This window comes from Bacillus manliponensis (assembly GCF_000712595.1).
Taxonomy (GTDB): Bacteria; Bacillota; Bacilli; order Bacillales; family Bacillaceae_G; genus Bacillus_A; species Bacillus_A manliponensis.
In genome coordinates this window covers 71,825-93,610 of the sequence record NZ_JOTN01000014.1, presented here as the reverse complement: position 1 = coordinate 93,610, position 21,786 = coordinate 71,825, and the positions used below count along the sequence as shown (strand labels likewise).

General features: G+C 37.6%; 22 protein-coding genes and 1 other annotated feature. Of the genes, 13 read left to right on the top strand and 9 right to left on the bottom strand.

What is annotated here, in order from left to right; genetic code table 11:
* The first annotated feature begins 43 nt into the window (after window positions 1-43).
* From BAMA_RS15970 to BAMA_RS23570, 4 genes are all read left to right on the top strand, one after another.
* Complete coding sequence (locus tag BAMA_RS15970) at window positions 44-406, top strand: VOC family protein (RefSeq protein ID WP_034641009.1); 363 nt, start codon at window positions 44-46, stop codon at window positions 404-406.
* A gap of 152 nt (window positions 407-558) precedes the next feature.
* A complete protein-coding gene (locus tag BAMA_RS15965; protein WP_034641005.1) occupies window positions 559-1,320 on the top strand; it encodes an ABC transporter ATP-binding protein in 762 nt (253 codons plus the stop codon).
* Window positions 1,321-1,335: 15 nt separating this feature from the next.
* Window positions 1,336-3,186, top strand: a complete 1,851-nt coding sequence (locus BAMA_RS15960) for an FtsX-like permease family protein (protein WP_034641002.1) — start codon at window positions 1,336-1,338, stop codon at window positions 3,184-3,186.
* Between the two features lie 110 nt (window positions 3,187-3,296).
* Window positions 3,297-4,553 (top strand): N-acetylmuramoyl-L-alanine amidase family protein, encoded by a 1,257-nt coding sequence (locus BAMA_RS23570; RefSeq protein WP_051758996.1) that lies wholly within the window; start codon window positions 3,297-3,299, stop codon window positions 4,551-4,553.
* A 62-nt stretch (window positions 4,554-4,615) separates the two neighbouring features.
* Here BAMA_RS23570 and BAMA_RS15950 read toward each other — a convergent pair whose 3' ends face one another.
* Both BAMA_RS15950 and BAMA_RS15945 read right to left on the bottom strand, forming a co-directional pair.
* Window positions 4,616-4,882 carry a hypothetical protein gene (locus BAMA_RS15950; RefSeq protein ID WP_051758995.1) on the bottom strand — a complete coding sequence of 89 codons (267 nt, stop codon included), beginning with the start codon at window positions 4,880-4,882 and terminating at the stop codon, window positions 4,616-4,618.
* 122 nt (window positions 4,883-5,004) lie between these two features.
* Complete coding sequence (locus BAMA_RS15945; RefSeq protein WP_034640999.1) at window positions 5,005-5,361, bottom strand: winged helix-turn-helix transcriptional regulator; 357 nt, start codon at window positions 5,359-5,361, stop codon at window positions 5,005-5,007.
* Window positions 5,362-5,583: 222 nt separating this feature from the next.
* Between BAMA_RS15945 and BAMA_RS15940 the strand changes: the two genes are divergently transcribed.
* Together BAMA_RS15940 and leuS are read left to right on the top strand one after the other, a co-directional pair.
* Complete coding sequence (locus BAMA_RS15940) at window positions 5,584-6,777, top strand: MDR family MFS transporter (protein ID WP_034640996.1); 1,194 nt, start codon at window positions 5,584-5,586, stop codon at window positions 6,775-6,777.
* A gap of 51 nt (window positions 6,778-6,828) precedes the next feature.
* Window positions 6,829-7,085 (top strand) — a binding site (T-box leader).
* 65 nt (window positions 7,086-7,150) lie between these two features.
* Window positions 7,151-9,559, top strand: coding sequence for a leucine--tRNA ligase (leuS, locus tag BAMA_RS15935; protein WP_034640994.1), 2,409 nt, complete (start codon window positions 7,151-7,153; stop codon window positions 9,557-9,559).
* Window positions 9,560-9,943: 384 nt separating this feature from the next.
* Here leuS and BAMA_RS15925 read toward each other — a convergent pair whose 3' ends face one another.
* The 5 genes from BAMA_RS15925 to BAMA_RS15905 all read right to left on the bottom strand — a co-directional run bounded on the left by BAMA_RS15925 (window position 9,944) and on the right by BAMA_RS15905 (window position 15,003).
* Window positions 9,944-10,360, bottom strand: a complete 417-nt coding sequence (locus BAMA_RS15925; RefSeq protein ID WP_034640991.1) for a pyrophosphohydrolase domain-containing protein — start codon at window positions 10,358-10,360, stop codon at window positions 9,944-9,946.
* A gap of 82 nt (window positions 10,361-10,442) precedes the next feature.
* Window positions 10,443-10,625, bottom strand: a complete 183-nt coding sequence (locus BAMA_RS15920; protein WP_034640989.1) for a hypothetical protein — start codon at window positions 10,623-10,625, stop codon at window positions 10,443-10,445.
* Between the two features lie 301 nt (window positions 10,626-10,926).
* Window positions 10,927-12,003, bottom strand: coding sequence for a Ger(x)C family spore germination protein (locus tag BAMA_RS15915; protein ID WP_034640986.1), 1,077 nt, complete (start codon window positions 12,001-12,003; stop codon window positions 10,927-10,929).
* Window positions 11,988-13,073 carry a spore germination protein gene (locus BAMA_RS15910; RefSeq protein WP_034640984.1) on the bottom strand — a complete coding sequence of 362 codons (1,086 nt, stop codon included), beginning with the start codon at window positions 13,071-13,073 and terminating at the stop codon, window positions 11,988-11,990. The genes BAMA_RS15915 and BAMA_RS15910 overlap by 16 nt, the downstream gene beginning before the upstream one ends.
* A gap of 16 nt (window positions 13,074-13,089) precedes the next feature.
* The gene (locus tag BAMA_RS15905; RefSeq protein ID WP_084158027.1) at window positions 13,090-15,003 is read right to left on the bottom strand and encodes a spore germination protein; all 1,914 of its coding nucleotides are present in this window, start codon (window positions 15,001-15,003) and stop codon (window positions 13,090-13,092) included.
* A gap of 170 nt (window positions 15,004-15,173) precedes the next feature.
* On the opposite strand from BAMA_RS15905, the gene BAMA_RS15900 reads away from it, so the two are divergent.
* The gene (locus BAMA_RS15900) at window positions 15,174-16,298 is read left to right on the top strand and encodes an alpha/beta fold hydrolase (protein ID WP_034640982.1); all 1,125 of its coding nucleotides are present in this window, start codon (window positions 15,174-15,176) and stop codon (window positions 16,296-16,298) included.
* Between the two features lie 3 nt (window positions 16,299-16,301).
* On the opposite strand, the gene BAMA_RS24580 is transcribed toward BAMA_RS15900, so the two are convergent.
* Window positions 16,302-16,478 carry a hypothetical protein gene (locus BAMA_RS24580; protein ID WP_157406024.1) on the bottom strand — a complete coding sequence of 59 codons (177 nt, stop codon included), beginning with the start codon at window positions 16,476-16,478 and terminating at the stop codon, window positions 16,302-16,304.
* 195 nt (window positions 16,479-16,673) lie between these two features.
* Here BAMA_RS24580 and BAMA_RS15895 point away from each other — a divergent pair, with 195 nt between their 5' ends.
* The 6 genes from BAMA_RS15895 to BAMA_RS15870 all read left to right on the top strand — a co-directional run bounded on the left by BAMA_RS15895 (window position 16,674) and on the right by BAMA_RS15870 (window position 21,157).
* Window positions 16,674-16,979 carry a rhodanese-like domain-containing protein gene (locus tag BAMA_RS15895; RefSeq protein ID WP_034640979.1) on the top strand — a complete coding sequence of 102 codons (306 nt, stop codon included), beginning with the start codon at window positions 16,674-16,676 and terminating at the stop codon, window positions 16,977-16,979.
* A gap of 78 nt (window positions 16,980-17,057) precedes the next feature.
* The gene (locus tag BAMA_RS15890) at window positions 17,058-17,282 is read left to right on the top strand and encodes a spore germination protein (RefSeq protein WP_034640977.1); all 225 of its coding nucleotides are present in this window, start codon (window positions 17,058-17,060) and stop codon (window positions 17,280-17,282) included.
* 15 nt (window positions 17,283-17,297) lie between these two features.
* Entirely contained in the window at window positions 17,298-17,609 is a 312-nt protein-coding gene (locus BAMA_RS15885; protein WP_034640974.1) for a hypothetical protein, read from the top strand.
* 243 nt (window positions 17,610-17,852) lie between these two features.
* The gene (locus BAMA_RS24100; protein WP_084158025.1) at window positions 17,853-18,971 is read left to right on the top strand and encodes a YHYH domain-containing protein; all 1,119 of its coding nucleotides are present in this window, start codon (window positions 17,853-17,855) and stop codon (window positions 18,969-18,971) included.
* A gap of 153 nt (window positions 18,972-19,124) precedes the next feature.
* Window positions 19,125-20,126 carry a GTP 3',8-cyclase MoaA gene (gene moaA / locus BAMA_RS15875; protein WP_235184465.1) on the top strand — a complete coding sequence of 334 codons (1,002 nt, stop codon included), beginning with the start codon at window positions 19,125-19,127 and terminating at the stop codon, window positions 20,124-20,126.
* Between the two features lie 17 nt (window positions 20,127-20,143).
* Entirely contained in the window at window positions 20,144-21,157 is a 1,014-nt protein-coding gene (locus tag BAMA_RS15870; protein ID WP_034640968.1) for a molybdopterin-synthase adenylyltransferase MoeB, read from the top strand.
* Between the two features lie 135 nt (window positions 21,158-21,292).
* On the opposite strand, the gene moaC is transcribed toward BAMA_RS15870, so the two are convergent.
* Window positions 21,293-21,784 (bottom strand): cyclic pyranopterin monophosphate synthase MoaC, encoded by a 492-nt coding sequence (moaC, locus tag BAMA_RS15865; protein WP_034640966.1) that lies wholly within the window; start codon window positions 21,782-21,784, stop codon window positions 21,293-21,295.
* Between the last annotated feature and the right edge of the window lie 2 nt (window positions 21,785-21,786).

The following is a 21,786-nucleotide window of genomic DNA, read 5'->3' as shown; positions in this document are numbered from 1 at the left end:
TCAGTATACTAAAACTTCAACCACATAAACGGAGGAATTCAACATGATTGCACATATCGGTACAGTAGCTATTTACGTAGATGACCAACAGAAAGCACTTCAATTTTGGACAGAGAAAGCTGGTTTTGAAGTATACCGTAATGATCCGATGGGACCAGACGCAAGCTGGATTGAAGTAGGTCCAAAAGGGACACGTTCCCATTTAGTGATTTATCCAAAAACGATGATGCCAAATGCGAATGAGTTAAAAGCATCGATTGTTTTTGTGACAGAAAATATGGTGGAGACATATGAAATGATGAATAGTAATGGTGTAACATTTAAGCAAGAACCCAATGAAATGCCATGGGGTACTTTCGCGATTTTTGCGGATAATGAAGGAAATGAGTTTGTGTTAAAAGGATAATAGTAAAAAGAGATCGGATTTGTATGTACAAGCATATGAATCCGGTTTTTTATATTACAAAACTGTAAGGTATATGTAATGTGAATCGATAGTAGATAATGGCGAAAAACGGCACAATGAGAACAGGAAAACAAAGCTTAGGAGGAGTTACGATGAATCAACCAGTTGTAGATGTAAAAGATGTTCAAAAAGTGTACGGAAAAAAAGGAGAAAATCAGTCACACGCATTAAAAGGCGTGTCATTCTCTGTGCAAGAAGGAGAATTCGTAGGGATTATGGGACCGTCTGGTTCGGGGAAAACGACGTTACTAAATGTAATTTCTACGTTAGATAAAGCAACAGGCGGCGTGATTGAAATTGCTGGAACGGACATTACGAAAATGAAGCAAGGTGAGCTGTCTGATTTCCGTTCGCAAAAATTAGGTTTCATTTTCCAAGACTTTAACTTACTTGAAAACTTATCGATTTATGAAAACATCGCCCTTCCATTATCACTGCAAGGTGTTTCTTCTAAACAAATTGGGCCAAAAGTAGAGAAGGTAGCAGAGATGCTTGGTATTTCAGCGATACTTCAAAAGTACCCATCTGAAGTGTCTGGTGGACAGAAGCAACGTTCCGCAGCTGCACGTGCACTTGTCCATGAACCGGCAATTATTTTAGGGGATGAGCCAACAGGAGCGCTTGATTCAAAGAACGCAACAAGCTTACTTGAAGCGATGAAAAACTTAAATGAAGAGCAAGGCGTTTCGATTATGATGGTAACGCACGATCCATATAGCGCAAGTTACTGTGAGCGCATTTTATTCATTCAAGACGGAGAGTTATATAAAGAAATTCACCGCGGTGGTACACGTGAAGAGTTTTATAAAGAAATCTTAAATGTACTAGCAGATCTAGGCACACAAAAGGCATAAGAAAGGAGGTTCATCATGTTATTTAAGCTATCTATGTCAGGGCTAAAAAGCAAGCTGAAAGATTATATCGTCTTACTTGTTGGTCTTGTTATGTCGATTTCAATTTTTTATATGTTCCAAACGTTAGCGTTAAATAAAACGTTTTTAGAATCAAATTCTGTGATTCAATCGATTGGATTTGTGTTCCACGCAGGTTCATTCTTACTTGCAATTATTACGTTCTTCTACATTTTATATGCGAACTCTTTCTTGTTATCACTTCGTCAAAAAGAGTTCGGTATGTATATGATGTTAGGTGCAAAAAAGCATAAAGTAACGATGATGATGTTTATCGAGACGATTACATTAGGCGCTGCATCACTTCTGATTGGTATCATAGTTGGTACTGGTTTAGCGCAAGGAATCGGTCAAATGTTAATGAAGCAACTTGAGTTTGCTGGAGAAGGTTATCAAGCATTTTACGTACCATCTATGATTGTTACTTGTTTATTCTTCGCTGCTTTATTTATATTATCAGCAATTATGAATAGTATGAAGCTATCACGTATTTCCGTATTAGAACTTGTACACGGAGATGCGAAGGCAGAGAAAATTGTAGCAACAGGAAAGAAAACAGCATTTGTTGCGGTTTGCGGTGCAGCTTTACTTGCAATGGGTTACTTCTCTATGATTAATATGGAGAGATTAAGAGAATTTGGCATTATTATCGCCCTTATTACAACAACATCAGGAACTTACATGGTATTTGGCTCGTTATTACCATTGTTTATGAAAAAGTTAAAAGGAAATAAAAAGCGTAATGAAAAAGGATTAAATGCATTTACGTTCGCACAGCTGAACTTCCGTATTAATAGCTTAACGAAAGTGTTAGCAACGGTAGCGATGTTAGTAGCGCTTGGCGCTGGTGCGATTTCAGGTGGTATGGCGTTTAAAAATAACACTGCTCTTACAGCTGATAAATTTGAAGCATATGATATTGTGACTCATAATCCAACAAAAGAAGAGAAAGAGATTTTAGATAACATTCAGTTTACAGAGAAAAACGAATATCGTTATAAAGTAGACGATAAGTTTGTGTATTACGTAAAAGAAGATTTAGAAAAACATCGCCCACTTGTACAAGCTGGAGTTGGAAAAGAGAACCTTGGCAATTTTAAACCTGTTTCAGGAGAACTTCCAGCTGGTGCTATCTCTAGCTTTGCAGAAGAAAGAGATGAGAATGCACCAGTTATACCAGAAGCGTGGGAAGATGCACTTAGAACAATCCAGCCGTACTATTTATATAGTGAGCAAACTATTCAAATTGTGGATGAAGCAACTTATAACAAAACGGCAGGACAAGAAGGAATTGCGTTTCTTGGAAAAACAAAAGATTTCGTTTCTTATAAAGATAAATGGAAAAAACTAAACGAACTACAAATCGAAAAGTATCCAAATGTCCCATCTGAACAAATACAAGGGAAATACAGTGTATATGCAATGTTCCATGCGTTTGCAAGCGGAACAGTCTTCATGGGATTCTTCCTTGGAATTGCTTTCTTAGCAATGATGGCGAGCTGTTTAATGTTTAAAATCCTTTCTGGTGCGACGAAAGATATCGCGCGTTACAGCATGCTTCGTAAAATTGGTGTGCGCCGTGAACTATTAACAAAATCGATTTATAAGGAGCTATTTTTAGTCTTCTTATTCCCGGCGATTGTTGGTATTGTACACGTATTAATTGGTATGAACATTTTCGGATTTATTCTAATTGATCCATACTTCCGCATTTGGTTACCAATTGTTATTTTCGTAGTCATTTATGCGGTGTACTATTTCATTACCGTTCAATTGTATAAAGGGATTGTTCTTCCGAAAGAAGAATAATAAACAGTCCACTTCTACATCTGTAGAGGTGGATTTTTTGTGTTAATAAAATTAATTAAATGTAATATAATGTAATTTAGATTTTAAAATAATTAAAGGGGAGAGATTTGATGAAAAAGAAATTCATAGCATGCTTTTTAGGCTTATTTATGCTAGTAAATGTAGATAGTGTATTTGCTAACATAAATGGGGTGTCATGGCACCAAGAAGGTGGTAAGTGGTATTTATATAATACGAGCGGTCAAAAAGAAATAGGCTGGGAGAAAGTAGACGGATCATGGTACTACTTTGATGATAATGGTGTCATGGTAAAAGGTTGGCAGTATATAGATGGAAAGTGGTACTACTTCAGTAACAATGGTGTGATGGCAACAGGGTGGAAAGAAGTAGGTGGAAAATGGAATTATTTCAACGCTAATGGTGAAATCCAAACGGACTGGCAGAAAATCGAGGATTCATGGTACTACTTTGATTATACCGGTACCATGTTGAAAGATTGGCAGTATATAGATGGGAAATGGTACTACTTCAGTGATAACGGTGTAATGGCAACAAGTTGGAACGAAATAAGAGGTGCATGGTATCATTTTAATGTTAATGGTGAAGTTCAAATAGGTTGGCAGAAAATCGAAGGCTCATGGCATTATTTTGATTATACTGGTGCAATGGTAAAAGGTTGGAAAAGTATAGGTGGCTCATGGTATTACTTCTATGAAAGTGGTGTAATGAAAACAGGCTGGGAGTATGTAGGCGATTCATTATATTACTTTGATTATAGTGGTGTTATGTTATTAGATTGGCAATATATAAATGGCGATTGGTATTATTTCACTAATGAAGGTGCTGTCATGAACGAATGGAGGTATATGGATAATAACTGGTACTACTTTGGTATTGAAGGGGAAATGCTTACTGGTTTCCGTACAATTGATTGGATAAACTACTACTTTGATCAAAGTGGTGCGATGCAATATGATGGAGGGGCGAGTTTAAAGCAAATTGTACAAACTGCTTTATGGGAAGGAAAGTTAGGACCTTTCAGCTATGATGTTATTGGGAAAGAGTTTTATGAAGTTGAGAGGGAGTATGGTGGATCTTATGAGTGGTACGATGGAGGCTGTACAGAATGTGATGTACCTGATATTGCAAAATACGGTGAATATAGATTGTTGATGTATCATAGAGTTAGTTATATTGAACTTCCTGTTAGTATTTCTATAAGAGAATTAAAGGTATGGATCGGTGAACCAGATACAATTGAAGAAGAGGGTGGTCTTTTCGTGTATAATCGTGGACCATACTCTTTGCATGTAGATACTTTCGAAGGTTATGTTGATTTGATTCGTTTGAGTAAAAATGAATACTAAAGATAAGAGATTTGAGGAGCCCTTTTTATCATCAAAAGGGCTCTATTTTTAAAAAATAGTCATTATCGACTTGTACGTATTACCCACACTTTATATACAAACTTATTCTCACTGAATATCTTTTCCGTACGTACATGAAACTCTTTCACTTCTGCTAACAAAAAAGCTAATGCATACGCAACTTTATAATCAAACGTCATATATCCATCAAATACACTTGCATATATTTCATTACAAATAGAATCAGCCCAAGTTTCAGCTTCATGCATCGAATCAAAAATCATTGTGTCTTGACGGCAATTTGATTTATGAAAGCGAATGTGTGTCATTTTGGGAAGACCTCCATTAAAAGTTTTAATTCCCTAAATTGTTGTTTTCAATGTCTTTTTGAATTTTATGTAATGCTTTTGGTTTTATGTCTCCCACTCTATCTCCCTTATTCTTATATGGTTTACTCCCCACCTTCATCACACAATACACGTTCTAATTGTTCTCTCTCTACATGAGCAAGACCCCAATCACAAATCATATTAAGTAAAGGAATAAGAGATAGGCCTTTTCTCGTTAAAGAGTACTCAACTCTTGGAGGGACTTCTGGATAAATTGTTCTTTCAATTAATCCATCCCTTTCGAGTTCGCGTAATTGGTTCGTTAATGTTTTATGTGAAATATTTAAAATATATCTTTGTAATTCGCCAAACCGCTTCATTGGATCTTCATATAATTCGTATAAAATCATAATTTTCCATTTCCCTTGAATGAGCTGAATGGTTGCATCAAATTCATTTAAATATTTTTTTGTTGTCAAATGGTTCTCCTCCTTAAATAAGTACCTCAAGGTTACTAATGAACAAAGAAGTGCTTAATTTTTCTTAAGGTAGCTTCAATTGTAAACTGGTTGCATGAGAAAGACAAAGAAGGAGTAATCTGAATTTCATCAACTATTAATCAGTTGCCTTCCTATTGAAAAAGGTCTACAATTTTACTGTTATATAGTAGAACGAAAAAATAATAGAATAGGAGGGACAACATGCCAAAGAAAGTATGGCTATTAGTAGCTGGGATGGTTATTAACGTCACAGGTGCTTCTTTTTTATGGCCTTTTAACACAATTTATTTACATGAACATTTAGGAAAGTCTTTATCTGTGGCGGGACTTGTGTTAATGATTAACTCACTTACTGGTATTGTCGGCAATATGCTTGGTGGTATTTTATTTGATAAATGGGGCGGATATAAGTCAACGCTAGTTGGAATAGTTATTACGTTAGTATCTATTTTAGGGCTTGTATTTTTCCATGGTTGGCCGCTTTATGTTGTGTGGCTTGCCTTAATCGGGTTTGGTTCAGGTATGGTATTTCCAGCGATGTATGCGATGGTTGGAACGGTTTGGCCAGAAGGCGGGCGCAGAGCATTTAATGCGATGTACGTTGGACAAAACGTAGGGATTGCGATTGGGACAGCGTGCGGCGGTTTAGTTGCTTCGTATCGTTTTGATTATATTTTCTTAGCGAACTTTATTTTATACTTCATTTTCTTCTTAATCGCATTTATTGGGTTCCGTGGTATGGACGATAAGAAAGAAGCGGTGAATGAAACGAAAGAAGAAACGAAACAAGGTTGGTCGCTTACACCAGGATTCCGTGCTCTTCTTATCGTTTGTGTTGCCTACGCGTTATGCTGGGTTGCTTACGTGCAGTGGCAAGGAGCAATTGCGACATATATTGGAGAAATCGGAATTAGCCTTCGTCAGTACAGTTTATTATGGACGATTAACGGCCTAATGATCGTTTGTGCACAGCCGCTCGTAAGTATGGTTATTCGCTGGACAAAACGTTCATTGAAACAGCAAATTATGATCGGGATTGGTATTTTTGCAGTTTCCTTCCTTATTTTATCGCAGGCGCAGCAGTTTTCAATGTTTGTTGTTGCGATGATTATACTTACGATTGGTGAATTGTTCGTATGGCCAGCAGTCCCAACGATTGCAAATATTTTAGCACCAAATGGAAAAGTCGGTTTTTATCAAGGTGTTGTGAACAGTGGAGCAACGGTTGGAAAGATGTTTGGACCAGTTGTCGGGGGAGCGGTTGTTGATATATATAATATGGAAGTATTATTTATTGCCATCACGGTAATGCTTGTAGTAGCAATTCTTGCAGCAAGCCTGTATGATAAAGGCGTGACAGTTGAAGAGCCGAAGGAAGAAAAAATTGCAGTTTAGTTTGACGGAACATGTAACATGTTTTAGAATATATGTAAATTAACCACATACGTAATAACAGTGATGAGGAGTAGTAGTAATAGAAGCTGGTTTAGAGAGTTGACGGTTGGTGAAAGTCAATCCACGTTTCGTTATGAACTCGCCTTCTGAGTTGCAGTTGTGAACTGAAGTAGCAATTGCCGTTTATCCACGTTACGGATCTAAGCGAATGTATATCGTTTGTTCGAAAAGTGATCGTTATTTCGAACATTGTTGATGACATTAATTTAGGGTGGTACCGCGGGAATTTATAACCTCTCGTCCCTTCTTTGGGATGAGAGGTTTTTTGTATTTTTAGCGGTGAATATATAGAATTTGAATGGAGGGTATTTCAATGAGCTTTAATCATCAAGATATTGAGAAAAAGTGGCAAGCGTATTGGGAAGGAAATAAAACATTCCGTACGCCAGATGAAACAGACAAACCGAAATTTTACGCACTAGATATGTTCCCATATCCATCGGGTGCAGGTCTGCACGTAGGACACCCAGAAGGATACACTGCGACAGATATTTTATCTCGTATGAAACGTATGCAAGGGTACAACGTTCTTCATCCAATGGGATGGGATGCGTTTGGTCTTCCAGCAGAGCAATATGCACTTGATACTGGAAACAGCCCAGCTGAATTTACTGAACAAAACATTAACACGTTCCGTAACCAAATTAAGTCATTAGGATTCTCTTATGACTGGGATCGTGAAGTAAATACGACAGATCCAGGTTACTATAAATGGACACAGTGGATTTTCTTAAAGCTATATGAAAAAGGATTAGCTTATGTTGACGAAGTACCTGTAAACTGGTGCCCAGCGCTTGGTACAGTACTTGCAAACGAAGAAGTAATTGATGGTGTAAGTGAGCGCGGTGGTCATCCGGTTGAGCGTCGTCCGATGAGACAATGGATGCTGAAAATTACTGCGTATGCAGATCGTTTACTAGAAGACCTTGATGATCTTGATTGGCCAGAAAGCTTAAAAGACATGCAACGCAACTGGATCGGTCGTTCTGAAGGTGCAGAAGTACACTTCAAAATTGATGGTACAGATGAGAAATTTACAGTATTCACAACGCGTCCTGATACACTATTTGGTGCAACATACTGCGTATTAGCGCCAGAGCATGCGCTTGTTGCGGAAATTACAACTGCAGAGCAAAAAGAAGCTGTAGAAGCATACATCGATGCTGTAAAAGCAAAAAGTGATCTTGAGCGTACAGAGCTTGCGAAAGAGAAAACAGGTGTATTCACAGGTGCTTACGCAGTGAACCCAGTAAATGGTGAGAAATTACCAATCTGGATTGCTGACTACGTACTTGCAACTTACGGAACAGGTGCAGTAATGGCAGTTCCAGCGCACGATGAGCGTGACTACGAGTTCGCACAAACATTTGAATTACCAATGAAAGAAGTAGTAGAAGGCGGAGATATTACGAAAGAAGCACATACTGGTGATGGTGCTCACGTAAATTCTGCATTCCTAGATGGTTTAAATAAAGAAGAAGCAATCGCGAAAATGATTGAGTGGCTTGAAGTATCAAGCGCAGGTAACAAAAAGGTAACGTACCGTCTACGTGACTGGCTATTTAGCCGTCAACGTTACTGGGGCGAGCCGATTCCAATTATCCATTGGGAAGATGGCACAATGAGTGCTGTGAAAGAAGAAGAATTACCATTAGTTCTTCCGAAAACAGAAAACATCCGTCCATCTGGTACAGGTGAGTCACCACTTGCAAACATCGATGAGTGGGTAAATGTTGTTGATCCTGAGACTGGTAAAAAAGGTCGCCGCGAAACAAACACAATGCCACAGTGGGCAGGTAGCTGCTGGTACTACTTACGTTATATCGATCCAAACAACAGCGAAGCACTTGCAGATCCAGAAAAGATTAAACAATGGCTTCCAGTTGATATTTACATCGGTGGTGCAGAGCATGCGGTACTTCACTTACTATACGCTCGCTTCTGGCACAAAGTATTATACGATGTAGGCGTTGTTCCGACGAAAGAACCATTCCAACAATTATTCAACCAAGGTATGATTCTAGGTGAAAACAACGAGAAAATGAGTAAATCAAAAGGTAACGTTGTAAACCCTGATGATATCGTAGCAAGCCATGGTGCAGATACACTTCGTCTATACGAAATGTTCATGGGACCATTAGAAGCTTCTATTGCTTGGTCTGAAAATGGTCTTGACGGAGCTCGTCGCTTCTTAGACCGTGTATGGCGTCTATTCGTTCAAGATAACGGTGAGCTAAGTGAGAAAATTACTGCTGATGCAAACAAAAATCTTGAAAAAGCATACCACCAAACAGTGAAGAAAGTAACAGAAGACTACGAAGGACTTCGTTTCAACACTGCTATTTCGCAAATGATGATGTTCATCAACGATGCTTACAAAGTAGAAACACTTCCGAAAGAATATGTAGAAGGTTTCGTGAAAATGTTAGCACCAGTTGCACCACACGTTGCAGAAGAGCTTTGGAATAAGCTTGGACATAATGAAACAGTAACATATGCAAGCTGGCCAACATTTGATGATTCAAAACTTGTAGAAGACGAAGTAGAAATCGTTGTTCAATTAATGGGTAAAGTACGTGCGAAACTAACAGTGAAAAAAGACGCACCGAAAGAAGAACTGGAGCAGCTTGCAATCGCAGCAATCCAAGACCAAATCGAAGGAAAAACAGTACGTAAAGTGATTGTTGTTCCTGGAAAACTTGTGAATATCGTAGCTAACTAATGTTAGTGGAAAGCAGCCCTTTTTGGGGCTGCTTTTTTAGTGCATGGGGATTATATTTTTTTATACGGAAGAAGTGAATCGCTGATAATCGTTAGAAAATGGCCGAAAGAGCCGATAAAATCGCCGATAACCACTGGAAAATCGCTGAAAGAATCAATAAAATAGCCGAAAACCATCAGAAAATAGCCGATAGACAAAGGTTATTTGGGAATAGTAAAACAGAGAGGGGGTGCATACATATGGGAAAAGGTAGAAGCAATAATACTGGTCAAAGACAACCTAACTTCGATGCTGGTGCTTCAAAAGGAAAGCAACCTCAGATGGGAGATTCGAAGAAGAAGTAGAAAAAAGGAGCCATTTATGTAAATGGCTCCTTTTTTTGTATTATTTCTTAGCTGCTTGGCGTTGTCTTTCAATTTCAGCGCGTAATTGAGGTTCTGGTGCTTCCCAGCCTTCTGGTTTTAAAATTTTGCCGTCGCCTTCACGGTAGCGAGGCTTACCATCAGGGAATAGCTTTGCCATATTCGCATTGTTTACAATTTCAAAACCTTTATCTGGACGGACACCCATTTCAGCAAATGTACCAAATGCAAAGTAAATTAAATCAATTAATGCATCGTATTGATCTTCTACTGTTTCTGCTTCTAAAAATTCTTCTAGTTCTTCTTGCATGAAGCTAGCACGAATTTTTGCGCGCTCTTCGGTTAATTTTGTTGGAGTATCTGCAACTGGATGGCCAAATACTTCATGCATTTTCGCCACAAGTTCGTATCCTTTATCTAAGCCTTTTTCATGTTTCATTATGTCTCATCCTTTCTCTTGCCTAATTGTAACATACAAAAAGAACATCTCTTGTGAAGGTGAGATGTTCTTTTTATTCTGACTATTCTTTTTTCATGAAGAACGATAATGCAATATCAATGCTAAAAAGACCAGCAATTAGCATTGGTGCTGTTACGAGTATGTAACGAGAAAATGAAGCATTTTTTAAATACATATGTGCGAATAAAAAGACACCTACAAACAACAAAGAGTTCAAAAACGGTTTCAAATATTTTTTCAGCATATGTTTCTTCCTCATGTATGATTTTTACCTATTAGTATAGAGGAAAATTGTGAATGTGAGAAGTTATTTTTTAGGTGTGTCACTTATCACCTAAGATAGTCCACAAGCAAGTACCGTAAATACCGAACATAAAGATATGTGCTAAGAGTCCACACTGCATATTTTCTACTTTTTGTTTTTTGAAATAGTCCAAGTATGACGTATGCAGTTCCGACTTGAAGCATATTAATGAAGCTTTGCTCAATAAAGGTGTCTTCGAACAAAAAGAAGCTAATGCAAGAAAATCGCATCAGCTTCCTTGTTATTCAATCACTCCAGAATTCGTAATATCTACTTCATATAGAACTTTTACCGGTACATCTTTGTACATCTCTTTCCACTCTTTTAGTTTAAATGGACGGTAGTGCTGACGATATTTTGCGCCTAAGCCGAGTGGATCTACGCCAAGGGATTTAAACTGTTTAATGAGCCTTGCCGCATCTTTTTCCAAGGTTTTTTTCACGGTTGTGTTTATTGTTTTGACATTATCACTTTTTTCTAAATTTACTTGCTCAGACAGTTCTAAAATGCGTGCATCCATCTTTACTTTAATAAGGAATGATGGTTTGCCATCTTTGATATCGACATCGTAAGACGGTTTTGAGCGGATGTCATTAATCATTGTGTAGCCAAATTTTGTTTTAAATTCACGAGAGTCGAGTTCATGTTTTTCTAACAATCCTTTAAACACAAACATGTCGTTGCTTTTTATTTTTCCAACATATTTATCCTCTTTGAAAAGGGCTATTCCTGTAATTTTTATTTTATCTTTCTGCTTTTTTAACATCGGTGAGTAGTAATCTTGACCGACGCGGTAATAACGAAATGATCCCATTTGTAAGTTATCTTTTGGAAGGGGACCTGTCTTCATATTGTGTTCTAACATTTTTTTTATGTAGATGGCAACGTTATAGGAGGTTGTATATTTTCCAGATAATAGCTCCAGCCCGTCTCCTTCTAATACTCCAATGTATAATGAATTTCCAATTGTCACATCTCGAAGAATTGTATCAAATGTACTTGAGAGCCCTTTTTTTGCAAGTTCTTTCGTAAATAGTGCAACACGCATTTGTCCACTTACGAAGGGCTGAGCTGATTCTAGTGCAGACTTTGTCTTCACATCTTTAACGGCATTGCCCATCCCTTGAAAAATTTGAACTTTATTTCCTTTTTGCTGAACAGGACAAACGAACGTTACTTTTACTTTGCCATCTTTCCCTGCATCAAATACAGCCCCTTGAATTAATTGGACGTCATCAATAATTGACTTTGGCATACAACCCGTTAGTAGGAAGCAACTATAATAAAAGAGAAAGAGTCGTTTCATGATTTTTTCCATGTTCTTTTCCCCCATACGATAAGAAATAAGATTGGGATGTAAATGTAAATCATCCAAAAGCTGATATTTGAAGTCTTGCTAATATAATCGTTAATTTCATGGCGTGTTGTTAACAGTTGTGATATAACGACAACAAGGAACATCAGTGCAATTAAAATGTACTTTTGTTTTACTTTGAAAATTTCATGTGTGCCTCTTGTTGCTGCCCAAATTGGTAGAACAAAGCTCGTAATGATGACGAGTGCATAGCCAGAAATAGCAAGATATTCTAACCGCTCAATAAAAGGAAACTGAATGACTTGTGTCATTGACAGTTGTGACCAAATTGTTTTCGATAATTGTTTTTCGCTAAAGAAAGCAAATGCAAGAATTGTGCTAAGTAAGTATAAAAAATTGGAGAATAACACACCGTATTGTGCGTATTTCGCTGATGTTTCAGCTTTCTTCAGAAATGGATAAATCATAAGCACAAGTTCAAATCCGGTCATACTGAATACAGATAGTTTGGTTGATTGTAAAATATCTCCGGCGGAATGAGAGAAGACTGGTAATAAGTTATCAAAATGTGCATATTTCATCATCCAAAAACTAAGTAGTATGTAACCAAGTGTACCTCCAATCGATACGACACAAATTCCTGTAATAACGCGAAAGCCAGATGAAATAATGTAATAACTGACGAGACATAAAAAAGTCGTTAATAACCATGTAGAAGCAGTTGGAAACATCCACACTTGAACAATTTCTACATATGTTCGAATAACCGATATACTTATAATGAAAAAATAAATCATCAATAGGATACTAATTAGATTACCGAGCCATTTGCCAAATACCTGTTGATGAAGGTCAATAATATTACCTTCTGTATCTTTAAGTATGTAGTAGATCATCCACACAAAAATGTGGATAAGAATGCCGTTAATTAGTACACCCATCCAAGCATCATATCCAGCCACTTTTGCGATGATGCGGGCGAATCCGAGTACGCCCGCGCCAAATTGTGCGCTATGAATTAAGAAGAAAACAAATATAGGCGATACTTGATAGTTTGTTTTAACTTTACTCATATGCGCTCCTCATTTCTTAATCATCAAAATCTGATGTATGTTTTGGGGTCATTGCTTCCGTATGTTTTTGCTCATGTTGTGGACGAGCTTGCACTACTCTCGTATCAATAAGAGCTAATGGGAAACGAATCCAAGAATCTTTCATCGATGGTTTTCGCATCGGATAAAATAATGCATACGGCTTACGTAAGGAAGACAGTCGAAAAAGGTGTGTAAATAAAAAGATAAAGCCGATAGAAATGCCAAGGAGTCCACCAAACTCCGCAAATAACAAAAACGGAAATCGAAGTAATCGAATCGCATTTCCCATTTTATAAATTGGTGTAATGAAGGAAGCGAGTGCCGATAAAGCGACAAAAATTAATAAAATATTACTTGTCAGCCCAGCTTCTACAGAAGCTTGTCCAATTACAATACCACCTACAATACCAAGTGTTTGTCCAACCTTCATTGGTAAGCGAGCACCAGCTTCCCTTAGTAAATCAATTGCTAGTTCTAAGAAGAGAGCCTCTAATACGGGCGGAAATGGAACTTGTGCTCTTGATAAAATTAATGTCTCTAATAAGTCGCTTGGAATGAGTTCGTAATGATAACTTAAAATGGCAACGTAAAGTGGCGTTGCACAAACTGAGAATAGAACAGCGATGAGGCGCAATATTCGTGAGAATGTAGCATATAGCCATGAAACATTGTAGTCTTCTGGTGAAACGAAAAAATCAAAAAATGAAACAGGTGTTAATAACACACTTGGTGAGCCATCAACAAAAATAGCTACCTTCCCGTCGACAAGTGCATTGCTAACGCGGTCAGTGCGTTCTGTATTAATGTAAGCTGGGAAGATAGATTTTTCCCCCATAAGTTCTGGAAGAAATGAACTATCACCAATTAAATCATATTCAATCGTTCGAAGGGATTCTTCTAAATAGACGACATTTTCCTTGTCCACCAAGTTTTCTAAATACATAATGACCACTTTTGTTTTCGAAAAGCTTCCAATTGTTATTTCTTTCGTTTTCAGTTCAAGTACGGGCAGTCTTTTTCGCACAAGATTTAAGTTTGTATCAATATCTTCCACAAATCCTTCTTGTGGACCAACAACCGTTGCTTCATTTAATGGAACGGATGGTGCGCGATAATTATCAATTGCAATATTGGCTAATATGCATTCCGATGCCTTTTCATGTAGTTGAACGATGGCGTGTCCCTTTAACACCATTTCTTCGATTTTTTTTACGTCACTCGTAATTGTAATCCCGCTCATCGGAATTCGTTCTTTTAATTCTTCTAACGTCGATGCTGTGTGCCTAAGTAACGTTGGCATTAAATAATTTTGTAACTTCTCACCATCTAGAGATGGACGATAATAGGAAATCCAGTATGGCTGATTTGGATCTTCTGATGTGTGGTAATGAATGAAATCACTAGATATCTTTAACTTTTCAACAAGTTCTTGTAAGTTATGTATCGTTTCTGTATGCGGCCGCGTATAACCTTGTCCGTCATCGTTTGTTTGCTCTTGTTTTGGAGTATTGGCAATATCGATGTCTTTGGTAGAATTTATTTGCTGTGTGCTTTGCTGCTGTTGTTGATTTGAGTTATTTTGTTGCTTCGTTTGTTTTTTCATCTTTAGTAACTGCGGTACATTGAGTTGTTCATCAGCATGAGCAGATTTCATAAAGTGTTCTATATTATCTGGCGCTGGTTGTTCATTTTGTTTTTTCGGTTCCTCATTATTTGTATGGATTTCAGTAGAGCCGAGTTGCTCGTCAGCATGGGCAAATTGCATGAAATGTTTTTCATTGCTATTTGATTCTTCTTGTTCAGTCGCTTCTTGCTCAGTCACTTCTTGTTCTGCCATGCTTGTTTGTTCGGCATATTGATCTTGTTGTTCAGTTTTCTTTTTTCGTCTTCGAAACCATTTCCACATCATTTGTTGTCCCTCTTTACGTATGAAATAACATAATGTTATTCTGTGGGAATTTTTCTATATTATTCATATATTTCTTGTGTATATGAGCCGAATGTAAAAAGGTTATTTCATAAACGTGGCGTAACAGTTATAGAGTAGAGAAATTTATAAAGAAGGAGAGGAAATCGTACGTGTTATATGTAAAAAAGGAGAAGTTTACGCTAGAGAGTTTTACGTTCGAAAGTGGAGAAACGATTCCGGTGCAAATGGGGTATGAAACGTACGGTACGTTAAATCAGGAAAAGTCAAATGCGATTTTAGTTTGTCATTATTTTAGCGCAACGAGTCATGCCGCTGGGAAGTATACACAGTATGATGAGGAACCTGGCTGGTGGGATGGACTCATTGGCCCTGGCAAAGCAATTGATACAAATAAATATTTTGTTATTTGTACAGATAACATTTGTAACGTACAAGTGAAAAATCCATATGTCGTAACAACAGGACCAGCGAGTATCAATCCTAGAACGGGTAATTCATACGGAATGACGTTTCCTGTTTTTACGTATCTTGATGTTGCACGTTTGCAGCATAAGTTAATTGAAATGATGGGGATTACAAAGTTGCACACTGTCATTGGTCCGTCAGCCGGTGGAATGATTTCTTTGAACTGGGCTGTTCATTATCCACATATGATGGAGCGTGTTGTTGGTGTAATTACAAGTCCGCAAAATCCAATTATGACAACCTTTAATGTACTGCAAAATGCAATTGATACAATTATGTTAGACCCAGCTTGGAACGGTGGGAACTATGGAGAAGAAGGATCGATAAAAGGATTCCATAGTGCGGCGAAGATGATGTTTGCGAATGCTTTTGATATACAGTATTATGAAACAAACTTTCCGAGGGATTATACGTTAGCTCCGCGTAAAAACTTTTCTTCATTAACATCGTTTGAAAATATGATAAATGAGATTGCGCTCCAAAATATTGCATTGGCTGATGCGAACTCATGGATGTATATGGCAAAGGCTACGATTCTTCATGATATTGCATATGGTTTTTCTTCATTAGAAGAAGCGCTCCAAAGAATTGAAGCGCGTGTTCTTATGATTCCTTGTAAACAAGATGTACTACAGCCATCTCGCTATAATCATGAAATGGTTTCGATATTAAAACAGCAAGGGAAAAACGCGGAAGTATATGAAATTGAAAGTATTCTTGGACATATGGCAGGTGTATTACATGTTCAACTATTTGAAAAAAAGCTGCATGAATTTTTAACTACGGAGCACTCTAGTCGATTGAAGTGATACTTACATGATATTTAAACGGAATGTATACATCGCAATCCATACGCCAAAGCATGCTATACTAATTAATAATAAAACGAAGGCTCGTTCTTGGCGTGGTGGTTCTTTATGAAATATATTAAGAGAACTCAGCGAAAAGATGAGTGAGATGAGTCCGATAAAAAAAAGTAAAATTAACATACAAATATAACTCCTTTAAATATGAAACAAGTATATAGAGGATACAATATAACAATTGTGTTTGTAAATGAGAGAAAGGTGGAAACGGTAGGACTTTTGAATTTTATCCTTTTGAAAATGAGGAGACTCTTTCTTTCCGTCCGCCTCTTCTCATGCTAAAATTGGTGATGAATTGACAGAAGGAGGTCATTTTTGATGACAGAAGTAAATACAATTACAGCAAAAGAAGTACAAGAACGTTTAGAGAACGGTGAAACGTTATTTTTAGTAGATGTGCGTGAAGATGAGGAAGTAGAATACGGAAAAATCCCGGAAGCGGTTCATATTAAAATGGGGGATATCCCGAGTAAATTAGATGTTTTTGATAAAGAAAATGAATATATTTTCATTTGTCGATCTGGTATGCGTAGTGAAAATGTTTGCCATTATTTAAATGAGCAAGGCTATAAAACGGTAAACATGGTTGGCGGCATGCTGCAATATGAAGGTGAAATTCAATAAGTTATGAAAAAACTTGAAGCGGAGTCCGTTTCAAGTTTTTTTCTTTTGCATACAGTGTAGAAGAAGGGTGGTGTATGTATGAGTTCATTTATTCGAAAAATCAAGATTGTGAATAACAACGGTGCGGTTCATTTTGGAGATTATAATACGTTAAATCCCGTCTATGCAACGAAAGTGCATAACGGTTCAGGTAGTCTAAATTCAGCAGTTTTTTTAAATGGCGAGCGTGTACCGTTTGAGAGACCGCGTGCATCCGTCTTCATTCCGCCAATTGGTTCAAGTACGATAACATTAGGAGCATAGGAAGGTTGTAGAAAGATGGGAGCTTGTATTAAAGAGTTTGTCATTGTGAATAATTATGGGAATTTATTAACAGGAGATAACTTACGAGATACTTCCTTTACAGCAACTAAAACGTATAGCGGTGCAGGGGGACCGGCTTGTATTGATATTGTTGTTGTAATTGGTGATACAAATAAAGTGTGCTTAAAACCAGGTGATACTGTAACGACAACCATTACTCGAGGGGGTAATGAACAAAGTGTTAACGGTAATGGTGATAATAATGGCATGACTGGGACACTACAATCAGCTCCAAATACAGACAGCATGGATTATCCTGGTATATGATGAAAAAAGACCAAAGTTGGTCTTTTTTCCATGTCGATAGAGTAAGAGGAATTATATTCACTTTGTTGAATTAAAATGATAACCGTCTATGAAAACCTAATTAATAATAATCGAATGTAGTTTTTGGATTTATTAACATTTTATGTATATATATAAATTGAATTATAACCCTTTATATTGATATTATTTACATATAATATAAGAGTGTTATATACATAGATAAATAGAAGGGATAAGGCGTATATGAAAAAGAATATGAAAATGAAAGTGCTTGCAGTAGCTTTAGGGTTAACAGTAATGGGGTCTACAACATCGGCATATGCAAGTCCTGGTGGCTTAGATAAAAATGGAGGCCACCATTGCCGGACGAACTGTGGCAAATATGGATTGGAAACGGGAGAGTACCATTACCATAATAATTGGAAACAAGAAAATGGGAAATGGTATTTCTATGACCAACAAGGAACAAAGGCTAAAGATTGGCAAGTAATAAATGGAGCATGGTATTACTTTAATACAAGTGGTGCAATGCAAAAAGGTTGGCAAGCAATAAATGGAGCATGGTACTACTTTAATGGAAACGGTGCAATGCAAACAGATTGGCAAGCAATTGATGGGAAATGGTACTATTTTAACGGAAACGGTGCAATGCAAAAAGGTTGGCAAGCAATAAATGGAGCATGGTACTACTTTAACGGAAACGGTGCAATGCAAACAGGCTGGCAAGCAATAAATGGAGCATGGTACTACTTTAATGGAAACGGTGCAATGCAAAAAGGTTGGCAAGCAATCCAAGGCAGCTGGTACTATTTTAATGAGAGCGGAGCAATGCAAACAAAATGGCAGCTGATTGATTATTCATGGTACTACTTTGATGGAAACGGTGTTATGAAAACGGGCTGGCAATCACTGGATGGCTCATGGTATTACTTTGATGAAGATGGAATGATGCAAACAGATTGGGTAGAAATAAACGGAGAAATTCATCTTTTTGATGAAGATGGAAAGTGGAACGCTCTTTCAGAGTATCAAGGATATTGGACGATAACAGAATTTGGGAATCCAGAAGAGCCTATAGGTTTTCCGGATGGTATGGCTGTAGGAATTGATTTTTATTATGGAAATGAAGCTCAAGTTAGCGTGATGAATATGGTATCAGGGTGGCCAAAAGCAGCATTTCATAAAACAGTAACATTCCAAAATAATAAAGCGGTCATTAAGTATGAAAATGATGGCTGGGGTGGTTATGGAACAGCAATAATAGAATTAAAAGATGGTGCTGTTCATGTGAATGTTTCAGTGGAAAATGGTGAAACTCGCGGCATCCCAAGCGGTCAATATGTACTTCCATATAAATTTTAATAATAAAGAATAGATGAAAGAGTACCAACTCATATATAGAGTTAGGTGCTCTTTTTTTACAAACCTTTCAAAAAATGAGCAAAAATATCGCGATTCTAAAATGTATTATAATAGAATAAAAGTAGGGATCTAGTAGGAGAAGGAGGGGTGGCGTTGAAAGATATATGGAAGCGCCCACTTCAAGATTTGCGTATTTCGGTCATTGATCAGTGTAATTTTCGGTGTACGTACTGTATGCCAGCAGAAGTGTTTGGGCCTGAATATGCGTTTTTGAAAGAGGAGTTTTTACTAACGTTTGATGAGATTGAAAGGTTAGCAAAGCTATTCGTTCACATAGGAGTAAGAAAAATTCGTTTAACTGGTGGAGAGCCGTTGCTTCGTAAAAATATGCCTGAATTAATTGAGCGTCTTGCACGTTTAGAAGGGCTAACGGATATTGGTTTGACGACAAACGGTATTCATTTAACGAAGCAAGCAAAGTCTTTATATAATGCTGGTTTAAAGCGAGTAAATGTTAGTCTTGATGCAATCGATGATGATGTGTTTCAGCAAATTAATGGCCGAAGAGTAGGCACACAGCCCGTTCGTCGTGGGATTGAAGCAGCGATAGAAGCTGGGTTAGAAGTGAAAGTAAATATGGTCGTGAAAAAAGGGATGAACGATGACCAAGTTTTAAAAATGGCATCCTACTGCAAAGAACGCGGCATTTCGCTTCGGTTTATCGAATTTATGGATGTTGGCAGTACGAATGGATGGAACTTTGACCAAGTGATAACGAAAGAACAATTAATTGAGATGATTCATAAGGTGTACCCAATTGAACCACTTGATCCTCATTATTTTGGTGAAGTGGCAAAGCGTTACCGATACATTGGGAGTGAGGCAGAGATTGGTTTTATTACTTCTGTATCAGAATCATTTTGTTCATCATGTACGAGAGCTCGTATTTCAGCAGAAGGAAAGTTATTTACATGTTTATTTGCAACGGAAGGGACGGATTTACGAACCTTATTAAGGGAAGGAATAAGTGATAAGGAATTGCTTGCTGTTGTGAAAGATGTATGGAACAAACGAAGTGATCGTTATTCTGATGAACGAACAGAAGAAAGTGCAAATAACCGCCCGAAAATTGAGATGTCATACATAGGGGGATAAAGAGAGAAGGGGTTTCTATGCAAGAGCGGTATTCACGGCAAGTACTGTTTTCTGAAATTGGTGAAAGTGGTCAGCGAAGGTTACGTAAAAAACACGTATTACTTATTGGTGCGGGTGCGCTTGGTTCTGCGAATGCAGAAGTACTTACGCGTGCAGGTGTTGGGAAAATCACCATTGTTGACCGCGACTATGTGGAATGGAGTAATTTACAGCGTCAGCAATTATATACAGAAGACGATGCGAAGCGTTATATGCCAAAAGCAGTTGCGGCTGCTGAACATTTAAGAAAGATAAATGGAGACGTTGTAATTGAACCTGTTATAACAGATGTAACAGTACAAGAAATAGAAAAGCTGATTCAACATATCGATTTAATTATCGATGCAACTGACAACTTTGATACACGTTTATTAATTAATGATATTTCACAGCGTGAAAATATTCCGTGGATATATGGTGGCTGTGTTGGGAGTTACGGCGTTACATATACAATTATTCCAGGAAAAACACCGTGTTTTCGTTGCTTAATGGAGCATCCAACAAGTGGTGCAACATGTGATACTGTTGGTGTCATTCAGCCCGTAGTTCAAATGGTTGTTGCCTATCAGACAGCAGAAGCTTTGAAGATACTGGTTGAAGATTTTGAGTCTTTAAGGGAAACAATGGTTTCATTTGATCTTTGGCATAATCAATATATGGCTGTAAAAGTAAATCGTCAAAAGAAGGAAAAATGTCTATCTTGTGGACATATACGTACATATCCAAGTTTAACGTTTGATATGCAGACGAAAACAGAAGTGTTATGCGGCCGAAATACCGTGCAAATTCGCCCAGCAGTCAAACAAGAGCTTCAGTTAGAAGAAATTGAAAAGCGCTTACAAAAGAGTGTAACTGTACAACGGACACCGTATTTATTATCGTTTCATGTAGAAGAATATCGTTTCGTTTTATTTAACGATGGACGAGCTTTTGTACATGGAACAAACGACATACAAGTAGCAAAGCGTTTATATGCTCGTTACATAGGATAAGCCCAAAGAAAAATCTTCGGGCTAGTTCAATCCATGATTGTCACGGAAAGTGAAAATTCAGGTGTGGCAGTCAAAGGCCCTGACCGTTACCATGTGTGGCGAGATGCTCTGTCCTATCTGAAAAAAAGAAGGGTTTTATTTATCTGTTGTTCTTACATAATTACCGTTTTTACCGCCTGTTTTTTCGAGTAAGTACGTCTTACCGATAATCATGCCTTTATCGATAGCTTTACACATATCATAGACAGTAAGTGCAGCGGCAGAAGCAGCTGTTAATGCTTCCATCTCTACGCCAGTGCTGCCTTCTGTTTTTACTTTTACTTCAATAAGGAGACGATGCTCGTCATCTGCTATGTGCCAGTCAAATGAAACATCAACTCCTTTTAATAGAAGTGGGTGGCACATTGGAATAATATCGGATGTACGCTTTGCAGCCATAATACCAGCAATTTGGGCAACGGCTAGCACATCTCCTTTGCCAATTTCATTGCTGACAATTTTATCGTAAATATCTCGTGTTACGATTACACTAGAACGTGCAATTGCGGTGCGCACTGTTACTTTTTTATTACTAATATCAACCATTTTAGCGCGGCCTTGCTCGTTAAAATGAGTAAATGAAGACATAT